This window comes from Mycobacterium sp. 050128 (genome assembly GCF_036409155.1).
GTDB lineage: Bacteria > Actinomycetota > Actinomycetes > Mycobacteriales > Mycobacteriaceae > Mycobacterium.
In genome coordinates, this window is sequence record NZ_JAZGLW010000004.1 from 47,162 (window position 1) to 69,010 (window position 21,849).

A 21,849-nucleotide genomic window follows, 5' to 3' on the forward strand; every position below is an offset into this window, starting at 1 on the left:
GGTCGGCCCGGCGTCGACCGGTAGCGCGGCGAAGCGAGCCGGCGACCAATCCGGGGTGGGTGCGGCCAACCGGTGACTGCGCGCCCAGCTAACTTTCGCTGGGGGACCGCCGGACGACTTCCTCGATGTCCTTCACCAGCTCTGGCAAATGGGCATTGAGGTAGAAATGATCCCCAGGGAACACCCGGATGGAGAACTCCTTGGTGGTGCGATCGGCCCAGGCCGTCATGTTCTCCTCTGCCACGATGAGGTCGGCATCGGCGACGAATGCATGGATCGGGCATGACAGTTTTATCTCCGGGGGCCGGTTATAGGCCGCAATGGTCCGGACGCTTTGCAATGTCGGCAGGATGCTCGAGGCGAATTCGTCATTAGCCAGATGCTCGGGATTCGTCTCGGTGACCTGGGCGACCAGGCTCAATATCTCGTGGTCGGATCCCTGCAATTCCTTGTACCGGATGTGACCCGGCGCCGCGCACGACGATATGAACAGCGCACTGATGGGGTGTCCGGCCGATTGGAACCTCAGGGCCACCTCGAACGCAGCCAGTCCACCCATGCTGTGCCCGAAAAATGCCACCTGACCTCCGGCTTTTGCGGTCGGCGCCATCATGTCGAAGATTTCGTCGGCAAACTCGGGAATGCTGGCGAGTTCGGTCAGCCCGCGGTCGCGCCGGCTCGGGTATTGCACGGCGACCCGTTTGATATCCGCCGAGAACGCCTTGGCGAAGGGCACGTAATAGGTCGCGGATCCGCCGGCATGCGGAAATATGAATAACGTCGGCGGCGGCGCGTTCACCGGCTCAGCGTATCGCGGGGCGGCTGTTTGCCCGGCCGGTGCCGTGCGATCGCCTCGGCTGGTGACGACGAGCATGCCGACCTGCGCGGGCGCTGCCGCCGAATTCCTGGAAGAATCCATTTTCGTGGGGTAATTGCCACCCGGGTCGCAATTCCGGCGGCTGCTGCCGGGCAGCGGTACCGCGCACGGTCGCGGCCAGCCGGACGGCCAATGCCCGACACACCGGTGTCGCCACCGCCGTCACAGAGGTAACACCAGGCACACTGGTAACAACGATGGTTTTCCGGAAGCCAGGAGGGCATGGCCGTGTACCGAGTCTTTGAAGCGCTTGATGAATTGGGCGCCATTGTCGAAGAAGCCCGCGGCGTGCCGATGACGGCGGGCTGTGTGGTGCCTCGCGGTGACGTGCTGGAGCTGATCGACGACATCAAAGACGCGATCCCCGGCGAGCTGGACGACGCCCAGGACGTGCTCGATGCCCGCGATTCGATGCTGTCCGACGCCAAGTCGCACGCCGAATCCATGGTCTCCTCGGCAACCACCGAGTCGGAGTCGATGCTGAACCACTCCCGCGCGGAGGCAGACCGGCTGCTTTCCGACGCCAAGGCGCAGGCCGACCGGATGGTCAGCGAGGCGCGCCAGCACAGCGATCGGATGGTCGGCGAAGCCCGCGAGGAAGCGATGCGCATCGCCACGGCGGCCAAGCGGGAGTACGAGGCCACCGTCGGCCGCGCCCAGGCCGAAGCCGACCGGCTGATCGAGAACGGCAACATCTCCTACGAGAAGGCCGTGCAAGAGGGCATCAAGGAGCAGCAGCGCCTGGTCTCGCAGAACGAGGTGGTGCAGGCGGCCAATGCGGAGTCGACCCGCCTGATCGACACCGCGCATGCCGAGGCCGACCGGCTGCGCGGTGAGTGCGACATCTATGTCGACAACAAACTCGCCGAGTTCGAGGAGTTCCTCAACGGCACGCTTCGTTCGGTGGGGCGTGGTCGCCACCAACTCCGTACCGCCGCCGGCACCCACGACTACGCGACCCGCTAGAGGCAACACCACCGTCGGCGCTGCCCAAGCGTGGCCACCTGGGCGAATGGTCGAAGTGCCGCCCGGAGCACTTGGACGGCGCCGTAAGATTTTTTCCATGGCGCGCGAACACAGCATTACTGCGCAGCATCATCCGGCTTCGCCGATGACGGTGGACGTCGCCCGGCTCGGGCGACGACCGGGATCGATGGTGACGCTACGTCACACCGTGGCCAGCCCGTTGCGCATCGGATTGGACATGATCGCGATCCCGCAGGGCGCTCCGCTGGACATGGATCTACGGGTCGAATCGGTGTCGGAAGGCGTGCTTGTCACCGGGACCGTGTCGGGGCCGACGGTCGGCGAGTGCTCGCGGTGCCTGACCGAGGTGCACGGTAACGTGCAGGTTGGCTTGACCGAACTGTTCGCCTACCCGGACAGCGCCACCGAGGCGACCACCGAGGAAGACGAGGTCGGCCGGGTCGTCGACGACCGCGTCGACCTCGAGCAGGCGATCATCGATGCCGTCGCACTCGACCTTCCGTTTGCACCGGTATGCCGACCGGATTGCCCCGGGTTGTGCCCGGAATGCGGCGTGCTGCTGGCCAACGACCCCAGCCACCACCACGACACCATCGATCCCCGATGGGCCAAGCTGGTTGACATGCTCTCCGACGATGCCGCGGACTCGGACGCCTCGCGAGGTGACCGGTGACCTCGCGGCAAACTCTGCTCGACGCGCTCGGGGTCGGCCTGCCCGAGGAACTGCTGTCGTTGGCGCTGACCCACCGCAGCTACGCCTACGAGCATGGCGGACTGCCGACCAACGAGCGGCTCGAGTTTCTCGGCGACGCGGTGCTGGGCCTGACGGTCACCGACGAGCTCTATCACCGTCATCCCGACCGTTCCGAAGGCGACCTGGCCAAACTGCGTGCCAGTGTCGTCAACACCCAGGCGCTGGCCGACGTCGGGCGGCACCTGTGCGAAGGCGGACTGGGCGTCCACCTGCTGCTGGGGCGCGGCGAAGCGAACACCGGTGGAGCGGACAAGTCGAGCATCCTGGCCGACGGCATGGAGTCGCTGCTCGGCGCGATCTACCTGGCACACGGCATCGAAACCGCGCGTGAGGTGATCCTGCGGTTGTTCGGTGCGCTGCTGGATGCCGCGCCGACGCTGGGCGCCGGATTGGACTGGAAGACCAGCCTGCAAGAGCTCACCGCGGCGCGCGGCATGGGCGCGCCGTCCTACCTGGTCACGTCCACCGGCCCGGACCACGACAAGGAATTCACCGCCGTGGTCGTCGTGCTGGAGACCGAATACGGGTCGGGTGTCGGCCGGTCGAAGAAGGAAGCCGAGCAGAAGGCGGCCGCCGCGACCTGGAAAACGCTGGAAGCGTTGGACACCGCGGGGAAAACGCCCGTCTAGATGCCCGAGCTGTACTAGATGCCCGAGCTGCCCGAAGTCGAGGTGGTGCGCCGCGGCTTGCAGGCCCATGTTGTGGGCAAGACGATCACCGCGGTTCGGGTGCACCACCCCCGCGCGGTGCGCCGCCACGAGGCCGGGCCCGCCGACTTGACGGCCCGGCTGCTCGACGCACGGATCGAGGGAACCGACCGGCGCGGCAAGTACCTATGGCTGCTGCTCGACGGTGATTTCGCGCTGGTCGTTCACCTCGGCATGAGCGGGCAGATGCTGCTCGGCAAGGTGCCGCGGGCCGACCACGTCCGGATCTCCGCGCTGCTCGACGACGGCACCGTGCTGAGCTTCGCCGACCAGCGGACCTTCGGTGGCTGGATGCTGGCCGAGCTCGTAGAAGTCGACGGCAGCGTGGTACCGCAGCCCGTCGCGCATCTGGCGCGTGACCCGCTGGACCCCCGGTTCGACATCGATGCCGTCGTAAAAGTGTTGCGGGGCAAGCATTCCGAAATCAAACGCCAGCTGCTGGATCAGCAGGTGGTGTCGGGCATCGGCAATATCTATGCCGATGAAGCGTTGTGGCGGGCCAAAGTTCATGGTGCGCGGGTGGCGGACACGCTGACCCGCCGCCAGCTGACCGCCGTGCTGCAGGCCGCCGCGGAAGTGATGGGCGAGGCACTCGCCAAGGGCGGAACCTCGTTCGATTCGCTATATGTCAACGTCAACGGCGAATCGGGCTACTTCGACCGATCGCTGGATGCCTATGGGCGCGAAGGCGAAGGCTGCCGGCGCTGCGGCGCGGTGATGCGCCGCGAGAAGTTCATGAACCGCTCGTCGTTCTACTGTCCGCGGTGTCAGCCCCGGCCACGCGGTTAGGACTTTCTCGCGGAAAGCTGAGGCTATCCTCAGCATCGTGAGGTTATCCTTACCGAGATGATGACCCTCCGGCGTTGGGGCGGATGATGCGTGATTCGGCGCTAGATGCAGACCGTATTGCGGGTTCTCCGACCGTGCTGGCGCAGCTGTCGCCGGGCGAGCGGGCAACGATCCTGGGCGTGACGCCGGAAGCCTCCGGCGTGGTGGCGGGCCGCCTGCGCCAGCTGGGATTTCGGCCATCCTCCGACGTCCAGGTGATCCGCCGGGCACCGCTGGGTGACCCGACCATCTACCGGGTTCAGGACACCGAACTATGCCTGCGCCGGCGCGAGGCGCAGCTGATCGAGGTCACCCCCGGGACCGAGGCATGACGTCGTGCCACGAAGAAGGCGGTTCCGGGGTCGCCGTAGCGGGGAAGGCCCGGATCGCCCTGGTGGGAAGTCCCAACGCGGGCAAGACTTCGGTGTTCAATCACCTGACCGGACTGCGTGCCAAGACCGGTAACTACCCGGGCGTCACCGTCGGGCGCAGCGTCGGCATCACCAAGGTCGACGGCGTCGAGGTCGCCATCGAGGACCTGCCCGGTACCTACAGCCTGGACCCGATCAGCCCGGACGAGCAGGTGGTCTGCGACTTGTTGGGCGGCGAGGGGTACGGCGACGGCCCGCCCAACGCGATCGTCATCGTCGCCGACGCCACCACACTGCACCGCTCGGTGATTCTGCTGGCTCAGGTGCTGCGGCTTGACCTGCCGTGCCTGGTGGCGCTGACCATGACCGACGAGCTGACCGCGCGCGGCGGCGGCATCTCCGTCGACGCGCTGGCGACGGCGCTGGGTGTCCCGGTGGTCGCGGTGGTGGCCAACCGTGGGGTGGGCATCGATACCCTGCGCGCCCAACTGGCGTCCTTCGACCGGTGGCAACGGCCCCCGGTCCTGCCACCGGGCGATGACGACGCCATCGACGGCTGGGGCGAGTCGGTGCTGGATGCGGCCTATTACCATGCGCCACAACCGGATCGGCGGACACGACGAATCGACGCCGTAGTGCTGCACCCGCTGTGGGGGACCGTGATCTTCTTCGCGGTGATGTTCTGCTTCTTCCAGGTCGTCTTCACCGTCGCCGCGCCCCTGCAGGATCAGGTGGGCAACTGGCTCAACTCGTTGGGCGCACTGGTCGGCGACCACGTCGGCAACTACGTGGTGCGCGGGCTGCTCGGCCAGGGGCTGATCGGCGGCGTCGGAACGGTGCTGCAGTTCATCCCGCAGATCGTGTTGTTGTTCCTGCTGATCGCGCTGCTGGAGAATGTCGGCTACATGGCGCGCGCCGCATTCCTGATGGACCGGGTGATGGCCTCGACGGGGTTGGAAGGCCGCGCCTTCGTCGCGATGCTCTCGTCGTTCGCCTGCGCCATTCCGGGGATCATGGCCACCCGGACGCTGCCGTCGTCGCGGGACCGGATCGCCACCATCATCACGGCGCCGTTGATGACCTGCTCGGCCCGGCTTCCGGTGTTCACCCTGTTGGTCGGCATACTCGTTTCCCCGAAGACGCACTGGGGTGGGCTGAGCGCGCAGGGCGTCGCGATGTTCGCGCTCTATGTGTGTGGCGGCACCTCCGCGCTGATCGCCGCCGCGGTGTTCAAATCGACGATCCTGCGCAGCGATCTGCTCCCGTTCACGATGGAGCTGCCGCCGTACCGCTTCCCGTCACCCAAGAACGTGATGATCACGATGTGGGATTCGGCGAAGATGTTCTTGCGCAAGGCCGGAACCATCATCCTGAGCACGTCGGTCGTGCTGTGGGTGCTGCTCAATCTGCCGGCGCGTGAGGCCGAGACCGCCAAGATGTCGCCGACCGACGCGACCGCCTACGTGATGGATCACAGCTTGGCCGCCGACCTCGGCAAGGCGGTCGGGCCGGTGTTCAAGCCGCTGGGATTCGATTGGCACGTCAACATCGCCCTGCTCGGTTCGATGTCGGCGCGCGAAGTGTTCGTGTCCACCCTGGGCCAGGTCGCGGCGGCCGAAAGCCCCGACGATCCGCACGAAGCGCTGGTCTCCTTGACCGACGACGAAGGCCACCAGGTGTTCACCCCGCCGACGGTCATCGCGTTGATGGCGTACTTCATCTATGCGCTGCAATGTATGTCGACCGTTGCGGTGATGCGCCGCGAGACCAACTCGTGGAAGTGGCCCGCGGTCGCGTGGTCCTACATGTTCGTGCTGGCCTGGCTGATGGCGTTCGCCGCTCGGTCGGTCGCGATAGCGCTGGGCGCATGATTCCGCTGCACGCCACGGCGACCGAGGATCCGCGCCGGCTGCGCTGGGTGGTCGCGGCCGAGCAACTGCCCGCGCGCGGCACGGTCCGCGTCGCCCCGGGCCGGCTCGGCGCCCTGCTGCACGCCGGCGTGATCGACGAAATCGTGGTGAGCGCCGGCGGCATCCTGATCACGATCGGTGCCGCCGGCAACTGGCGCGAACTGGGCGACGACATTCGCGAGGCGCTCAGCAGCGCGCTGCAGGATCCGGCGGGCTGGACGGTTGATGAAATATCTTCTGCCGCAGGCACTTTGGAAGCCGCTGTAACGGAGCTGCTGGCCGGGGCGGTGGGTGCGCTGGCCGCTTCGCACGGCGGGTCGATCGAGCTGGTCTCGGTGGTCGGCCACCACGTGACGGTGCGGATGGCCGGCGCCTGCGACGGATGCCCGGGCGCGTCCGCCACGCTGCGCGACGCGCTCGAGCGTGAACTGCGCCGACGCGTCGACGATCGGGTGGTTGTTTCGTCCGAAAACGATTCGGCCTCAATATCTTTCGGTAAGAAGCTGCTGTCGTTGCTAGTCCGCTGAGTGGTGTTCGCCCGTCCCCGGTAGAAATGAGCCATGACACAACTGTGGGTCGAACGCACCGGGACACGCCGCTACACGGGCCATAGCTCGCGGGGCGCGCAGGTTCTCGTCGGCTCCGAGGACGTCGACGGCGTGTTCACCCCCGGCGAGCTGCTCAAGATCGCGCTCGCCGCATGCAGCGGGATGTCCAGCGACCAGCCGCTGGCCCGTCGGCTCGGCGAGGACTATCACGCGGTGATCCGGGTGTCCGGCGACGCCGACCGCGACGAAGAGGTCTATCCGCTGCTCTCCGAGACTCTCGAGCTGGACCTGTCGGGACTGTCCGCGGACGACAGGGAGCGCCTGCTGGTGGTCGTGAACCGCGCGATCGACCTGGTCTGCACCGTCGGGCGCACCCTGAAGGCGGGCACCACGGTCAAGTTCGAGATCGCCAACAATGCCGGGTCCTGACGTCCGGCTCACCGCCTGGGTGCACGGCATGGTCCAGGGGGTGGGTTTTCGCTGGTGGACTCGCTGCCGGGCGCTCGAGCTGGGCCTCACCGGCTACGCCGCCAACCAGCCCGACGGCCGCGTCCTGGTCGTTGCCCAGGGGCCGCGGGAGGCGGCCGAGAAATTGCTGGAGCTGCTTGAAGGCGGTCATTGCTGGCCGCTCCGGCCCGGTCGCGTCGACAAGGTCGTCGCCGATTGGTCGCAGCCGGAGCAGCAATTCGAGGGATTCGTCGAGCGGTAAGCCGCTCGGTGAGTCACACCAGCCACAACGGCACCGTTGGGCCTCGGATCGCAACCGTGATACCGCCGCCGCTATCGCGTTTCCGGAGGCAACGTGCCTCGTTTTCGGTGACTGAAGTGGCCACTGTGGCCAGTGCGTCAGAGTGTGAACAACGGGTGTATTTCGAGCGAGCCGACACCCCTCGGTGACGGCGAGTCGGGCGATCTGAGCGGTAGTCTGGCTCGCCGTGTACCTCAAGAGTCTGACGCTGAAGGGCTTCAAGTCCTTCGCTTCGCCGACGACTCTGCGCTTCGAGCCGGGCATCACCGCCGTCGTCGGGCCCAACGGTTCCGGCAAATCCAACGTGGTGGACGCGCTGGCGTGGGTGATGGGGGAGCAGGGCGCCAAGACGCTGCGCGGCGGAAAGATGGAAGACGTCATCTTCGCCGGCACCTCGTCGCGCGCCCCGCTGGGCCGCGCCGAAGTCACCGTCACGATCGACAACGCCGACAACGCGCTGCCGATCGAGTACTCCGAGGTGTCGATCACCCGGCGGATGTTCCGCGACGGCGCCAGTGAATACGAAATCAACGGCACCAGTTGCCGTTTGATGGACGTCCAGGAACTGCTGAGCGACTCCGGCATCGGCCGAGAGATGCACGTGATCGTCGGGCAGGGCAAGCTCGACGAGATCCTGCAGTCGCGGCCCGAGGACCGCCGCGCGTTCATCGAAGAAGCCGCGGGTGTGCTCAAGCACCGCAAGCGCAAGGAAAAGGCCCTGCGCAAGCTCGACGCGATGCAGGCCAACCTGGCGCGCCTCACCGACCTGACCACCGAATTGCGGCGCCAACTCAAACCGCTGGGCCGCCAGGCCGAGGTGGCGCGACGTGCGGCGACCATCCAGGCCGACCTGCGTGACGCCAAGCTGCGGCTGGCCGCCGACGACCTGGTCAATCGGCAGGTGCAGCGGGACGCGATCCTGGAGGCCGAGGCCACCATGCGCCGCGAGCATGACGAGGCCGCCGGTCGCCTGGCCGTGGCGTCCGAGGAGCTGACCGCGCACGAGACCGCGCTGGCCGAGCTGTCGGTGCGCGCCGAGTCGGTCCAGCACACCTGGTTCGGGCTGTCCGCGCTGGCCGAGCGGGTGGGTGCGACGGTGCGTATCGCCAGCGAGCGCGCCCAGCACCTGGATCTCGAGCCGGTGGCGACCAGCGACACCGACCCGGACGCGCTGGACGCCGAGGCCGAGCAGGTCGCGGCCGCCGAGCGCGAGCTGCTGGCCGAGCTGGACGCCGCCCGGACCCGGCTGGAGACCGCCCGGGCCGAGCTGTCCGAGCGGGAACGCGAGGCCGCCGAGGCCGATCGGGCGCATTTGGCCGCCGTGCGGGCCGAGGCCGACCGTCGCGAGGGCCTGGCCCGGCTGGCGGGTCAGGTCGAAACCATGCGGGCCCGGGTCGAATCGATCGACGACAGCGTCGAGCGGCTGTCCGAACGCATCGAGCACGGCGCCGCCCGCGCGCAGCAGGCCCGCGCGGAGTTCGAAACCGTGCAGAGCCGCGTCGGCGAACTCGATCAGGGCGAGGTCGGCCTGGACGAACACCACGAGCGGACGGTGGCCGCGTTGCGGCTGGCCGACGAGCGCGTCGCCGAGCTGCAGGCCGGCGAGCGCGAAGCCGAGCGCCGGGTGGCGTCGCTGCGGGCCCGCATCGATGCGCTCTCAGTTGGGCTCGAGCGCAAGGACGGCGCGGCGTGGCTCACCCAAAACCACAGTGGCGCAGGACTTTTCGGACCTATCGCGAAGCTGGTCAAGGTCCGTTCCGGGTATGAAACGGCACTGGCCGCGGTGCTCGGGTCCGCGGCGGACGCGCTGGCCGCCGAAAACTTCGGCGCCGCCCGTTCGGCGGTCGCCGCGCTGAAGCAGGCCGACGGCGGCCGCGCGGCCCTGGTCCTCGGCGACTGGCCGAGCCCAGAAACCGATCCCGAGCCCCCGCCGCTGCCCGGCGGTGCCCTGTGGGCGCTCGACCTGGTCGAGGCGCCGCAGCGGCTGCGCGCAGCGATGATCGCCATGCTGTCCGGCGTCGCGGTGGTCAACGACCTGGGCGTGGCGCTGGATCTGGTCGCGGGCCGTCCGCAGCTGCGCGCGGTCACGCTCGACGGCGACCTGGTCGGCCGGGGCTGGGTGAGCGGCGGTTCGGACCGCAAGCCGTCGACGCTGGAGCTGACCTCGGAGATCGACAAGGCCGGCAGTGAGCTGGTCGTCGCGGAGTCGCAGGTGGCGCAACTGTCCGCCGCCCTGTCCGGCGCCTTGACCGAGCAGCGCGCGCGGCACGACTCCGCCGAGCAGGCACTGGCCGCGCTCAACGAGTCCGACACCGAGATCTCGGCGATGTACGAGCAGCTGGGCCGGCTCGGGCAGGACGCCCGCACCGCCGAGGAAGAGTGGAACCGGCTGGTGCGCCAGCGCGAGGAGCTGGAGGCCGGGCGCACCCAGACCGTCGAAGAGGTCACCGAGCTCGAAACCCGGCTGCGCAACGCCCAGGCCAGCCAGCTTGCCCCCGCCGAAGACTCCGTCGATCGTCAGCGGATCGCCGCCGCGGCCGACACCGCCCGCGGCGTCGAGGTGGAGGCCCGGCTCGCGGTGCGCACCGCCGAGGAGCGGGCCAACGCCGTGCGTGGCCGGGCCGATTCGTTGCGCCGCGCGGCCGCCGCGGAACGCGAGGCGCGGGTGCGCGCCCAGCAGGCACACGCCGCGCGATTGCGAGCGGCCGCGGTGGCCGCGGCGGTGGCCGACGCCGGCCGGCTGCTCGCGGAGCGGTTGAACCGGGTGGTCGGCGCCGCATCGCAGATCCGCGACGCGATGATCGCCGAACGCGAGGTGCGGTCGGCGGCGATGGCGGCGGTGCGCAACGAGGTGCACACGCTCGGCACCCGGGTGGCGACGCTGACCGACTCGCTGCACCGCGACGAGGTGGCCAACGCCCAGGCGGCGATGCGCATCGAGCAGCTCGAACAAATGGTGCTCGAGCAGTTCGGCATGAGCCCGGCGGATTTGATCGCCGAGTACGGGCCCCAGATCGCACTGCCGCCCTCCGAGCTGGAGATGGCCGAGTTCGAGCTGGCCCGCGAGCGGGGCGAGCAGGTCACCGCGCCCGCGCCGATACCGTACGACCGGCCCACCCAGGAGCGGCGGGCCAAACGCGCCGAGCGGGAACTGGCCGAGCTGGGCCGGGTCAACCCGCTGGCGCTCGAAGAGTTTGCCGCGCTCGAGGAGCGCTACAACTTCCTGTCCACCCAGCTCGAGGACGTCAAGGCGGCCCGCAAGGACCTGCTCGACGTGGTCGCCGACGTCGACGCCCGCATCCTGCAGGTGTTCAGCGAGGCGTTCGTCGATGTAGAGCGCGAATTCCAGGAAGTCTTCACCGTGCTGTTCCCCGGCGGCGAGGGCCGGCTGCGGCTGACCAACCCGGACGACATGCTCACCACCGGCATCGAGGTGGAGGCGCGTCCGCCCGGCAAGAAGATCACCCGACTGTCTTTGCTGTCCGGTGGCGAGAAGGCGCTGACCGCCGTCGCGATGCTGGTGGCGATCTTCCGCGCCCGCCCGTCGCCGTTCTACATCATGGACGAGGTCGAGGCGGCGCTCGACGACACCAACCTGCGCCGCCTGATCTCGCTGTTCGAGCTGCTGCGGGCGCGTTCGCAGCTGCTGATCATCACCCACCAGAAGCCGACCATGGAAGTCGCCGACGCGCTGTACGGGGTCACCATGCAGGGCGACGGCATCACCGCGGTGATCTCGCAGCGCATGCGTGGACAAGAGGTCCAGCAGCTCGCCACTGCTTCTTCTTAGCGCCGTCGGCTGAGCAGCGGCGGCGGCTGCCGCTGTCGGTTGCGCGGTGCGGCCCTGAAACAATGTCAGCGTGTCGCAAGGTCTTTGGATCGCCATCGCCGTCCTAAGCGTTCTAGCCGCCCTGGTTGTCATCGCTGCGCTGGTCCTGGGGCTGACCCGGTACCGCCGCCGGCGGATCAACCTGACCCGTCCCGAGCCGAGCGCACTGGACCGTTCCGGTGGCTACACCGCATCGTCGGGCATCACCTTCAGTCAGGGCGCGCCGACGATCGACACCACCGGGCTGCCCGCGGTGGGCGACGACGCGACCATCCCGCGCGACGCGCCGCGGCGCACGATCTCCGACGTCCACCTGCCGGCCCCGGAGGCCGAACCCGAGACCGTCACGCCACCGCCGACCGCCGCACCCGAGCCGCCCCCGGCGCCTGAGCCGCCGCCGACCGCTGCACCGGAGGCGCCCCCGGTGCCTGAGCCGCAAGCTCCCGCGGCGGCCGAGATCGAGGAGATAGCACCGACCGAGGGTCGGTTGGAACGCCTGCGCGGCCGGCTGGCCCGGTCCCAGAACGCGCTCGGGCGCAGCATGCTGGGCCTGATCGGCGGCGGCGACCTGGACGAAGACTCCTGGCAGGACGTCGAGGACACCCTGCTGGTCGCCGACCTGGGCCCGGTCGTCACCGAATCGGTGGTCTCGCAGCTGCGCAGCCGCCTGGCCAGCACCAACGTCCGGACCGAGGCCGACGCCCGGGCGGTGCTGCGCGACGTGCTGATCAACGAGCTGAAACCCGAGATGGATCGCTCGATCCGGGCACTGCCGCACGACGACCACCCGTCGGTGCTGCTGGTCGTCGGCGTCAACGGCACCGGCAAAACCACCACGGTCGGCAAACTGGCGCGGGTGCTGGTGGCCGACGGCCGGCGTGTCGTGCTGGGCGCCGCCGACACCTTCCGTGCCGCGGCCGCCGATCAGCTGCAGACCTGGGCGTCTCGGGTGGGCGCCGAAGTGGTGTGCGGAGCCGAGGGCTCCGACCCGGCGGCGGTGGCCTTCGACGCCGTCGACAAGGGCATCAAGATGGGCGCCGACGTCGTGCTGATCGACACCGCGGGGCGGCTGCACACCAAAGTGGGCCTGATGGACGAGCTCGACAAGGTCAAACGCGTGGTAACCCGGCGCGCCGCCGTCGACGAGGTGTTGCTGGTCCTCGACGCCACGATCGGGCAAAACGGCCTGGCCCAGGCGAAGGTTTTCGCCGAGGTCGTTGACATCACCGGCGCGGTGCTGACCAAGCTGGACGGAACGGCCAAGGGCGGCATCGTTTTCCGGGTGCAACAAGAACTCGGCGTGCCGGTGAAACTGGTCGGCCTCGGTGAAGGCCCGGACGATTTGGCGCCGTTCGAGACCGCCGCATTCGTGGACGCCCTGCTCGGCTGAAACCCCTTACACGGGGGCCGTTTCGTTAATGACGCCGAAACATGGTGGCCCCAACTCGGAAACAACCATCTCGCAAGGTTCTGGATCAGGTCATCAGGCACATGTCTGATGCCCCGTTCAGGGCCGACCGGAGGTGATAGCGAGTGAGTTTCCCAGTAATGGGCCAGCCCAATACCGGCGATACCGCATGGATGCTGGCGAGTTCAGCGCTGGTGCTGTTGATGACGCCAGGTTTGGCGTTCTTCTATGGCGGCATGGTGCGAGCCAAGAGTGTGCTCAACATGCTCATGATGAGCATCAGCGCCATGGGTGTGGTGACGGTGTTGTGGGTGCTATATGGCTATTCAGTCTCATTCGGAACCGACAAGGGCAACCTGATCGGCGACCCGGGAGAGTACTTCGGCCTGAAGGGCCTGATCGGCGGTAACGCCGTGGCCGCCGACCCGACCAAGGGCGTTGCGGCGACCGATATCCCGCTGGCCGGAACCCTGCCGGCGACCGTATTCGTGGCCTTCCAGCTGATGTTCGCGATCATCACGGTCGCGCTGATCTCGGGAGCGGTGTCCGACCGGCTCAAGTTCAGCGCGTGGCTGGTGTTCGCCGGCCTGTGGGCGACGTTGGTCTACTTCCCGGTTGCGCACTGGGTCTTCGCGTTCGACGGGTTCGCGGCCGAGAAGGGCGGCTGGATCGCCAACAAGCTGCACGCGATCGACTTCGCCGGTGGCACCGCTGTCCATATCAACTCCGGTGTGGCGGGCTTGATGCTGGCGATCGTGCTGGGCAAGCGCAAAGGCTGGCCCACCACGCTGTTCCGCCCGCACAATGTGCCCTTCGTGATGCTCGGCGCGGGCCTACTGTGGTTCGGCTGGTACGGCTTCAACGCCGGTTCGGCCACCAGCTCCAACGGGGCTGCCGGGGCGACGTTCATGACCACCACGATCGCGACGGCAACGGCGATGCTGGCCTGGCTGCTCACCGAGCGCATCCGCGACGGCAAGGCGACGACGCTGGGTGCGGCATCGGGCATCGTCGCCGGGCTGGTCGCCATCACGCCGTCCTGCTCGTCGGTGAATGCCCTGGGGGCGCTGATCATCGGTCTGGTGGCCGGCGTGCTGTGTGCGCTGGCGGTCGGGCTGAAGTTCAAGCTCGGCTTCGACGACTCGCTGGACGTGGTCGGGGTACACCTGGTCGGTGGTCTGGCCGGCACGCTGCTGGTGGGTCTGCTGGCCGCGCCGGAGAGCGTGGCGATCAACGGCGTGACCGGCGTATCCAAGGGTTTGTTCTACGGCGGCGGCTGGGATCAGCTGGAGCGGCAGGCGGTCGGCGCGTTTGCCGTTCTGTTCTACTCCGGGATCGTCACCCTCATCCTGGCTCTGATTCTCAAGTACACGATTGGCCTGCGCCTCAGTCCTGAGGCAGAGGCGGCGGGTATCGATGAATCGGAGCACGCGGAGAGCAGCTACGATTTCGCAGTAGTCACCGGTTCGATTCTTCCGCATGCCAGTCTGCCGGACAGCTCTAACGGCCGAGACGAAGCAGTGGCCGAGAAAGTGGAGGCAGAGCAATCATGAAGCTGGTCACCGCAATCGTGAAGCCGTTCACCCTCGATGACGTCAAGACCAGCCTGGAGGACGCGGGGGTCCTCGGGTTGACCGTCAGCGAAGTCCAGGGTTACGGACGGCAGAAAGGGCACACCGAGGTTTACCGGGGTGCTGAGTACTCCGTCGACTTCGTGCCCAAGGTTCGCATTGAAGTCGTTGTCGACGATTCCATCGTCGACAAGGTGGTGGACAGCATCGTCCGGGCGGCCCGTACCGGCAAGATCGGTGACGGCAAGGTCTGGGTGAGCCCCGTGGAGACCATCGTGCGAGTGCGCACCGGTGAGCGCGGGACCGATGCGATATGACGCTAGCCGCAAGCTGAGGTTCCAGCCCGGGCGGGCCGGGAGGTTATGAAACCGACCGAGCCCGACCGGGAATCTGGAGCGAACGCCGCGCAGACAGAAATCGCTTCTAATACAAGCGATTTGGCCGCTGCGCGGCGTACGCTGCTGTCTGAGGGCAGCACCCTGCACGCGGCCGAGCTGCGGCACGCCTGGCTGGAATTGCATGAGTCGTGGCTGGCGGCCAAGTCCGCCGAACTCGGGATCACCGATGCCAGTGGCTTTGCGCTCGTCGGCGTCGGCGGCCTGGGCCGGCGCGAACTGCTTCCTTACTCCGATCTCGACTTGATGCTGTTGCACGACAACGTGTCTGACGATGTGCTGCAGCGGGTCGCCGACGGGCTGTGGTATCCGTTGTGGGACGCCAACGTTCGGCTCGACCACAGCGTGCGCACGGTATCCGGAACACTCGGCGTCGCCAACGGCGACATGATTGCCGCCCTGGGCCTATTGGACGCTCGCCACATCGCCGGCGATCCCGCGTTGTCCGACGAGTTGATCGCCGGTGCAAGAAAGCAGTGGCGCACCGCAATTCGCTCTCGGATGGACGAGCTGGTCGAGATGACCAACGCTCGCTGGTTGCGCTGTGGCCGGATCGCGCAACGCGCCGAGCCCGATCTGAAATCGGGCCGCGGCGGCCTGCGCGATGTCCAATTGCTCGACGCGCTGGGCGTCGCCCAGCTGATCGACCGCCGCGGCATGAACCGCCCGGAGATCCCGGGCGGTTCACTCGACGACGCGTATCTGACGCTGCTCGACGTGCGCACCGAACTGCATCGGGTGTCGGGCCGCGGACGCGACCAGCTACTGGCTCAGTTCGCCGATGAGATCAGCGCCGCCCTCTACATGGGCGATCGATTTAGCTTGGCGCGCGTGCTTTCCGACGCTGGTCGCACGATCGCGTACCACGCCGAAACCGGACTGCGTACCGCGCAGAACGCGCTGCCGCGACGCGGCATCACTGCCTTGGTCCGACGCCCGAAGCGGCGACCGCTGGACGAGGGCGTGGTCGAGTATGACGGCGAAATCGTGCTGGCCCGCGAGGCGCAACCCCAAACCGATGCCGGACTGGTGCTCCGGGTGGCTGCCGCGTCGGCCGACACGGGCCTGCCCATCGGGGCAGCGACGCTGAGCCGGCTGGCCGCCAGCGTCCCCGACTTGCCGACACCGTGGCCGCGGGAGGCGCTGGACGACCTGCTGGTGGTGCTGTTGGCCGGCCCCACGATGCTCGCCACGATCGAGGCGCTGGACCGTACCGGCTTGTGGAGCAGGCTCTTTCCCGAATGGGACGCGGTGCGCGACCTTCCGCCCCGCGATGTCTCGCATGTGTGGACGGTGGACCGCCACATCGCCGAGACCGCCGTCAATGCGGCGCCGCTGAGCACTCGCGTCGCACGATCGGACCTGCTTGCGCTCGGCGCGCTGCTGCACGACATCGGCAAGGGCCGTGGCGTCGACCACTGCGTGTTCGGGGCGGATTTGGTGCCGCCCATCGGCGAGCGGCTGGGGCTGGAGCCCCGGGACATCGAGACACTGGCGGGCATGGTCCGCCACCATCTGCTGCTGCCCATCACGGCCACCCGAAGCGACCTCAACGACCCGAAAACCATTGCGTCCGTGACGGAGGCGTTGGGCGGGGATCTGCAACTGCTCGAGCTGCTGCACGCGCTCGCCGAGGCCGACTCGAAGGCCACCGGGCCGGGGGTGTGGAGCGACTGGAAAGCCTCGCTCGTGGAGGACCTGGTGCGCCGCTGCCGGTTGGTGATGGTGGGTGAGTCGCTGCCGAAAGCCGAACCGACCGCGCCACACTATCTTTCGCTGGCCGCCAGCCACGGGGTACACGTCGAGATCAATCCGGGGCAGTCCGAACGCCTCCACGCGGTGATGGTCGCACCGGACACGCGGGGACTGGTGTCGAAGGCCGCCGCAGTGCTGGCACTGAATTCACTGCGGATCCATTCCGCGACGGTCAATACTCACGACGGCGTCGCGATCGCCGAGTTCGTGGTGTCACCGCTGTTCGGTTCGCCGCCCGAAGCGGGCCTGCTGCGTCAGCAGTTCGTCGGCGCGCTGGGCGGTGACGTCGATGTCCTTGGCGCGCTGGAAAAGCGCGACACCGATGCCGCCAACTCGGCGATGGCCCGGGCCGGGGAGATTCAGGCGGGGGCGCCGCTGACCCGGTCCACCGCTCCGCCCCGCATCCTGTGGCTCGACGCCGCCACGGCCGAGCACCTTGTCGTCGAGGTGCGCGCCATGGACCGGCTCGGGCTACTCGCGTTGCTGGCGCAGGCACTCGAGCGGGCGGGAGCAGATATCGCCTGGGCGAAGGTCAATACGTTCGGATCGACGGCCGCCGACGTGTTCTGTGTGACCATGCCGCGTGACGCTGCGGACGGCGAACAGAGCACGGCTGCCTGCGCCGAAGTGGAGAAGCAATTGCTTGCGGTGCTGGGCGCCTCCGCGGACGCGGTGGTCGACGAGCCCGTCGCCGACTGAACTACGCCAGCTCCGAATTCAGTTGGCGCAGAGCCACAATGCGGTCCTTGAGCTGATCGCGGGTCGCTGCGGCGATCGGCGGCCCGCCGCAGCGACGGCGCAGTTCGTTGTGGATCCAGCCGTGCGGCTTGCCGGTGCGGTGATGGGCAGCCGACACCAGACTGTTGAGCTCGCGGCGCAGCTCGCGCAGCTGGCCGTGCATGGACCCCGGCCCCGCGGGTGCCGGTGCGGGTTGCCCGGCCTGCTTTTGCAGGTGGGCCCGTTTCTGCAGCTGCTCGTCCTGGCGGCGATGCAGCAGCGCCCGCATCTGGGTGGCGTCGAGCAACCCCGGGATGCCCAGGTAGTCGGCCTCCTCGTCGCTTCCCGCCGCGGCGGCGGTGCCGAACGAGGACCCGTCGAAGATGACCTGATCCAATTCGGCATCGGCGCCCAGCGACGTGAAACCCTTTTCCAGGTCCGTCTTTTCGTTCTGCTCCCGGACGGCGGGATCGGCGAGCAGGGGATCGTCGAGCGACTCGCGGTGCGGTTCGCCAAGCACGTGATTGCGCTCGGCTTCCAACTCGCTGGCCAGCATCAGCAGGTTGGGCACCGACGGCACGAAGATGCTCGCGGTCTCGCCCGGGCGCCGCGACCGCACGAAGCGCCCGATGGCCTGGGCGAAGAACAGCGGCGTCGAGGCGCTGGTGGCGTAGATCCCGACCGACAGCCGGGGAACGTCGACACCTTCGGAGACCATCCGCACCGCGACCAGCCAGCGTGTGGTGCTCTCGGCGAATTCGGTGATCCGCTCCGAGGATCCGGGGTCGTCGGAGAGCACCAGCGTCGGCGTTTCGCCGGTCAGCTTCGTCAGCAGGGTGGCATAGGCGCGGGCCGCGGTCTGGTCCGAGGCGATGATCATGCCGCCGGCGTCGGGCACATGGGTGCGCAGCTGACGCAGGCGCAGATCGGCGGCGGTGATCACCGCGGGCATCCATTCGCCGGCGGGATCCAGTGCGGTGCGCCACGCCCGCGCGGTCTGCTCGGCCGACAGCGGCTCACCGAGGCGCGCCTCGTGCTCTTCGCCGGCGCTGTCGCGCCAGCGCGCCTGCCCGGAGTAGGCGAGGAACACCACCGGGCGCACCACCCCGTCGGCGAGCGCTTCGGCATAACCGTAGGTGTGATCGGCCTGCGAACGGCGTATCCCGTCGGCGCCGGATTCGTAGGTGACGAACGGGATGGGGCTGTCGTCGCTGCGAAACGGGGTGCCCGTCAAGGCAAGTCGGCGCGTCGCGTCGTCGAACGCTTCACGGATGGCATCGCCCCAGGTCTTTGCGTCACCGCCATGGTGGATCTCGTCGAAGACGACCAGCGTCTTGCGCTGCTCGGTGCGCACCCGGTGCAGCGTCGGATGCGACGCGACCTGGGCGTAGGTGACCATCACGCCGTGATACTCCGGCGAGGTCTGCGGACTGGTGTTGGAGAATCGCGGGTCCAGGAAGATGCCGTACCGCAGCGCGGCCTGCGCCCACTGCACCTTGAGGTGCTCGGTGGGCACCACGACGGTGATCTGCTCGACGGCACGACTGCTCAGCAGTTCGGAGATCACCCGCAGTGCGAACGTCGTCTTTCCGGATCCGGGAGTAGCCACGGCCAGGAAGTCGCGCGGCGAGTCGGCCACGTACTTCACCAGCGCGCGGCGCTGCCAGCCTCGCAGCGGTCGCGTGTCGATTCCAACGCTCGCGTCCGCGGCGCTGACCGGCTGCATCGACACGACTCCCCTCCGCCGCGCCGTTTCCACGTCGCGCGCTCTAGTCTTAGGCCCCGGCCCGCGATGCTAACCGGTGTGAAGGCGGGTGTGAAATGTAGCATGGCAACGCTTTTCGGCGTTGGAACGACTCGAAAGAGACGAAGTGAGGTTATCCCGAAAGCCGTGAAGGGCTGGCTAAATCGCGGGTCTGCAGCCATGAATTTATCCGCGCGGCGACGTCGGCCCAGCCCGGTTCCAGCATCATGTTGTGGCCCATCGCGAAGAACTCCGGCTCGGTCGCGTACGCGCGCGCCGTGGCGCGCACCTCGTCGACGCTGACGAATCCGTCGTACAGCGCGCCGAGGACCAGGATCGGCGTGTTCACCCGCCGCGTCCTGACGCGGCGGACCAAGGGATCGGTCATGGCGGCGCGAACACTTTCGGCTCCGGCGCGTTGCCGACAGGATTCGACGATGGCCTCCGGCGTGTCGGCGCAGAAGAGGTACTCGCGGGTCAGCTCCGGGGTGGCTAGAAATTTCAGCAGCGTCGGGTCGCTCCAGGCTTCCAGGGTCATCGACGGCCGGCGCCGCCACACCCGTATCGCCAAGCTCAGCACACCCGTCGGCGGCACCGAACCCAGCAGCACCGCGGCCGGGGCGCTGTGCACTTCGAGGTAGCGCTGGATCACGAAACCGCCCAGGGAATGGCCGATCAGCACCGGCCGGCCACCGAGGTCGTCGGCCACCGACCGGAGATCATCCAGGTAGTCGGCGATCGAAACCTTGGGCAAGGGCTTGGCTGTGGGGCTGGTGCCGTGCCCGCGCAAGCTGATCGATACCGCGCGATAGCCCGCGTCGGCGAAGTAGTCCAGGAAGTGATCGTCCCAGCACCACGCGCCATGCCAGCCGCCGTGTACGAAGAGCAACGGCACCGGATGGTCCTGGCTGCACGATCCCTTGTCGATCACCTCGAGCATGAGCTGACATTTGCCGTTGACGACGGCCCCGTCAAGCGTCCCGGCCGCCGAGTGTGCGGCAGGCTTCACCCTCGGCCCGCGCGGGTGCGGCCGCCCTCGCACTCGCCGAGGTCCGCGATGTTGTCAGCGGCGAGCGCCGGAACGCCGGCCATCCGGGCTCCAGTAGCCTGATGGGGTGTTTGAATCGCTCTCCGACCGGTTGACCGGTGCCTTAGCAGGGTTGCGCGGCAAAGGTCGACTGACCGACGCCGACATCGATGCCACCACCCGCGAAATCCGTCTCGCGCTGCTGGAAGCCGACGTCTCACTTCCCGTCGTGCGGGCCTTCGTCGCCCGGATCAAGGAGCGCGCCCGGGGTGCCGAGGTATCCGGTGCCCTCAACCCGGCGCAGCAGGTCGTCAAGATCGTCAACGAAGAACTGATCGGCATCCTCGGCGGCGAGACCCGGCAACTGGCGTTCGCGAAGACACCGCCGACCGTGGTGATGCTCGCCGGCCTGCAGGGTTCCGGTAAGACCACGCTGGCCGGGAAACTGGCCGCCTGGTTGCGCGGCCAGGGGCACACGCCGCTGTTGGTGGCCTGCGACCTGCAACGTCCCGCCGCGGTGAACCAGCTGCAGGTCGTCGGTCAGCGCGCCGGCGTCCCGGTGTTCGCGCCGCATCCCGGCGCTCCGCCTTCTGGCCCGGACGCCGGGCCTGCCGGTGACCCCGTCGCCGTCGCGTCGGCGGGGCTGGCCGAAGCCCGCGCCAAGCACCACGACGTCGTGATCGTGGACACCGCCGGCCGCCTGGGTATCGACGACGAGCTGATGAGCCAGGCCGCGGCGATCCGCGACGCCGTCGATCCCGACGAAGTGATCTTCGTGCTCGACGCGATGATCGGTCAGGACGCGGTCACCACCGCCGAAGCGTTCCGCGAGGGTGTCGGCTTCACCGGCGTGGTGTTGACCAAGCTCGACGGTGACGCGCGCGGTGGTGCCGCGTTGTCGGTCCGCGAGGTCACCGGCGTCCCAATCCTTTTCGCGTCCACCGGCGAGAAGCTGGAAGACTTCGACGTCTTCCACCCGGACCGGATGGCCAGCCGCATCCTCGGCATGGGCGACGTGCTCAGCCTGATCGAACAGGCCGAGCAGGTCTTCGACGCAGAGCAGGCCGAGGCCGCCGCGGCCAAGATCGGGTCCGGCGAGCTGACCCTCGAGGACTTCCTCGAACAGATGCTGGCGATCCGCAAGATGGGCCCGATCGGCAACCTGCTGGGCATGCTGCCCGGCGCCGGGCAGATGAAGGACGCGCTGGCCGAGGTCGACGACCGCCAGCTCGATCGGTTGCAGGCCATCATCCGTGGGATGACGCCGCAGGAGCGCGCCGACCCCAAGATCATCAACGCGTCGCGGCGACTGCGCATCGCCAACGGTTCGGGCGTGTCGGTGTCCGAGGTCAACCAGCTGGTCGACCGCTTCTTCGAAGCCCGCAAGATGATGTCGTCCATGCTGGGTGGCATGGGTATCCCGGGGATGGGCCGCAAGTCCATCAACCGAAAAGGCAAGGGAGCCAAGGGCAAGAAGGGCAAGAAGGGGGGCCGCGGTCCGACGCCGCCCAAGGCCCGCAACCCGCTGGGCGCCGGCCTGCCCGGCATGCCGGGCATGCCCGCCGGATTCCCCGATCTGTCCCAGATGCCTGAGGGCCTCGACGAGCTGCCGCCCGCGCTGGCGGACTTCGATCTGTCCAAGCTGAAGTTCCCGGGCAAGAAGTAGCCGCGCG

At 68.2% G+C, this 21,849-nt stretch carries 18 protein-coding genes; 15 read left to right on the top strand and 3 right to left on the bottom strand.

Annotated elements, in window-relative coordinates; genetic code table 11:
• Nucleotides 1-88: 88 nt before the first annotated feature.
• A complete protein-coding gene (locus SKC41_RS23580; protein WP_442931799.1) occupies nt 89-874 on the bottom strand; it encodes a thioesterase II family protein in 786 nt (261 codons plus the stop codon).
• A 231-nt stretch (nt 875-1,105) separates the two neighbouring features.
• Here SKC41_RS23580 and sepIVA point away from each other — a divergent pair, with 231 nt between their 5' ends.
• From sepIVA to SKC41_RS23650, 14 genes are all read left to right on the top strand, one after another.
• The gene (gene sepIVA / locus SKC41_RS23585; protein WP_330980586.1) at nt 1,106-1,843 is read left to right on the top strand and encodes a cell division protein SepIVA; all 738 of its coding nucleotides are present in this window, start codon (nt 1,106-1,108) and stop codon (nt 1,841-1,843) included.
• A gap of 97 nt (nt 1,844-1,940) precedes the next feature.
• Nucleotides 1,941-2,537 carry a YceD family protein gene (locus tag SKC41_RS23590; protein WP_330980126.1) on the top strand — a complete coding sequence of 199 codons (597 nt, stop codon included), beginning with the start codon at nt 1,941-1,943 and terminating at the stop codon, nt 2,535-2,537.
• On the top strand, nt 2,534-3,247 hold the full coding sequence (rnc, locus tag SKC41_RS23595; protein WP_330980127.1) for a ribonuclease III: 714 nt from the start codon (nt 2,534-2,536) through the stop codon (nt 3,245-3,247). Before SKC41_RS23590 ends, rnc begins: the two co-directional genes overlap by 4 nt.
• Nucleotides 3,248-3,265: 18 nt before the next feature.
• Nucleotides 3,266-4,114, top strand: coding sequence for a DNA-formamidopyrimidine glycosylase (gene mutM, locus SKC41_RS23600; protein WP_330980128.1), 849 nt, complete (start codon nt 3,266-3,268; stop codon nt 4,112-4,114).
• A 134-nt stretch (nt 4,115-4,248) separates the two neighbouring features.
• Complete coding sequence (locus SKC41_RS23605; RefSeq protein ID WP_330980129.1) at nt 4,249-4,485, top strand: FeoA family protein; 237 nt, start codon at nt 4,249-4,251, stop codon at nt 4,483-4,485.
• The gene (gene feoB / locus SKC41_RS23610) at nt 4,482-6,395 is read left to right on the top strand and encodes a ferrous iron transporter B (protein WP_330980130.1); all 1,914 of its coding nucleotides are present in this window, start codon (nt 4,482-4,484) and stop codon (nt 6,393-6,395) included. The genes SKC41_RS23605 and feoB overlap by 4 nt, the downstream gene beginning before the upstream one ends.
• On the top strand, nt 6,392-6,961 hold the full coding sequence (locus tag SKC41_RS23615; protein WP_330980131.1) for a NifU family protein: 570 nt from the start codon (nt 6,392-6,394) through the stop codon (nt 6,959-6,961). The genes feoB and SKC41_RS23615 overlap by 4 nt, the downstream gene beginning before the upstream one ends.
• Before the next feature lie 33 nt (nt 6,962-6,994).
• Nucleotides 6,995-7,411, top strand: a complete 417-nt coding sequence (locus SKC41_RS23620) for an OsmC family protein (RefSeq protein WP_330980132.1) — start codon at nt 6,995-6,997, stop codon at nt 7,409-7,411.
• Complete coding sequence (locus SKC41_RS23625) at nt 7,398-7,691, top strand: acylphosphatase (RefSeq protein WP_330980133.1); 294 nt, start codon at nt 7,398-7,400, stop codon at nt 7,689-7,691. Before SKC41_RS23620 ends, SKC41_RS23625 begins: the two co-directional genes overlap by 14 nt.
• A gap of 226 nt (nt 7,692-7,917) precedes the next feature.
• Nucleotides 7,918-11,520: a chromosome segregation protein SMC gene (gene smc / locus SKC41_RS23630; protein WP_330980134.1), complete on the top strand. Its 3,603-nt coding sequence runs from the start codon at nt 7,918-7,920 to the stop codon at nt 11,518-11,520.
• 70 nt (nt 11,521-11,590) lie between these two features.
• Nucleotides 11,591-12,949 carry a signal recognition particle-docking protein FtsY gene (gene ftsY / locus SKC41_RS23635; RefSeq protein WP_330980135.1) on the top strand — a complete coding sequence of 453 codons (1,359 nt, stop codon included), beginning with the start codon at nt 11,591-11,593 and terminating at the stop codon, nt 12,947-12,949.
• A 158-nt stretch (nt 12,950-13,107) separates the two neighbouring features.
• On the top strand, nt 13,108-14,520 hold the full coding sequence (locus SKC41_RS23640; protein WP_330980587.1) for an ammonium transporter: 1,413 nt from the start codon (nt 13,108-13,110) through the stop codon (nt 14,518-14,520).
• Nucleotides 14,517-14,855 (top strand): nitrogen regulatory protein P-II, encoded by a 339-nt coding sequence (gene glnB, locus SKC41_RS23645; protein ID WP_044510728.1) that lies wholly within the window; start codon nt 14,517-14,519, stop codon nt 14,853-14,855. The genes SKC41_RS23640 and glnB overlap by 4 nt, the downstream gene beginning before the upstream one ends.
• A gap of 45 nt (nt 14,856-14,900) precedes the next feature.
• Nucleotides 14,901-17,387, top strand: coding sequence for a [protein-PII] uridylyltransferase (locus SKC41_RS23650; RefSeq protein ID WP_330980136.1), 2,487 nt, complete (start codon nt 14,901-14,903; stop codon nt 17,385-17,387).
• Nucleotide 17,388: 1 nt separating this feature from the next.
• On the opposite strand, the gene SKC41_RS23655 is transcribed toward SKC41_RS23650, so the two are convergent.
• Complete coding sequence (locus tag SKC41_RS23655) at nt 17,389-19,131, bottom strand: DEAD/DEAH box helicase (protein ID WP_330980137.1); 1,743 nt, start codon at nt 19,129-19,131, stop codon at nt 17,389-17,391.
• 151 nt (nt 19,132-19,282) lie between these two features.
• Nucleotides 19,283-20,089, bottom strand: coding sequence for an alpha/beta hydrolase (locus SKC41_RS23660; RefSeq protein WP_330980588.1), 807 nt, complete (start codon nt 20,087-20,089; stop codon nt 19,283-19,285).
• A gap of 175 nt (nt 20,090-20,264) precedes the next feature.
• On the opposite strand from SKC41_RS23660, the gene ffh reads away from it, so the two are divergent.
• A complete protein-coding gene (ffh, locus tag SKC41_RS23665; RefSeq protein ID WP_330980138.1) occupies nt 20,265-21,842 on the top strand; it encodes a signal recognition particle protein in 1,578 nt (525 codons plus the stop codon).
• The last annotated feature ends 7 nt before the right edge of the window (nt 21,843-21,849 follow it).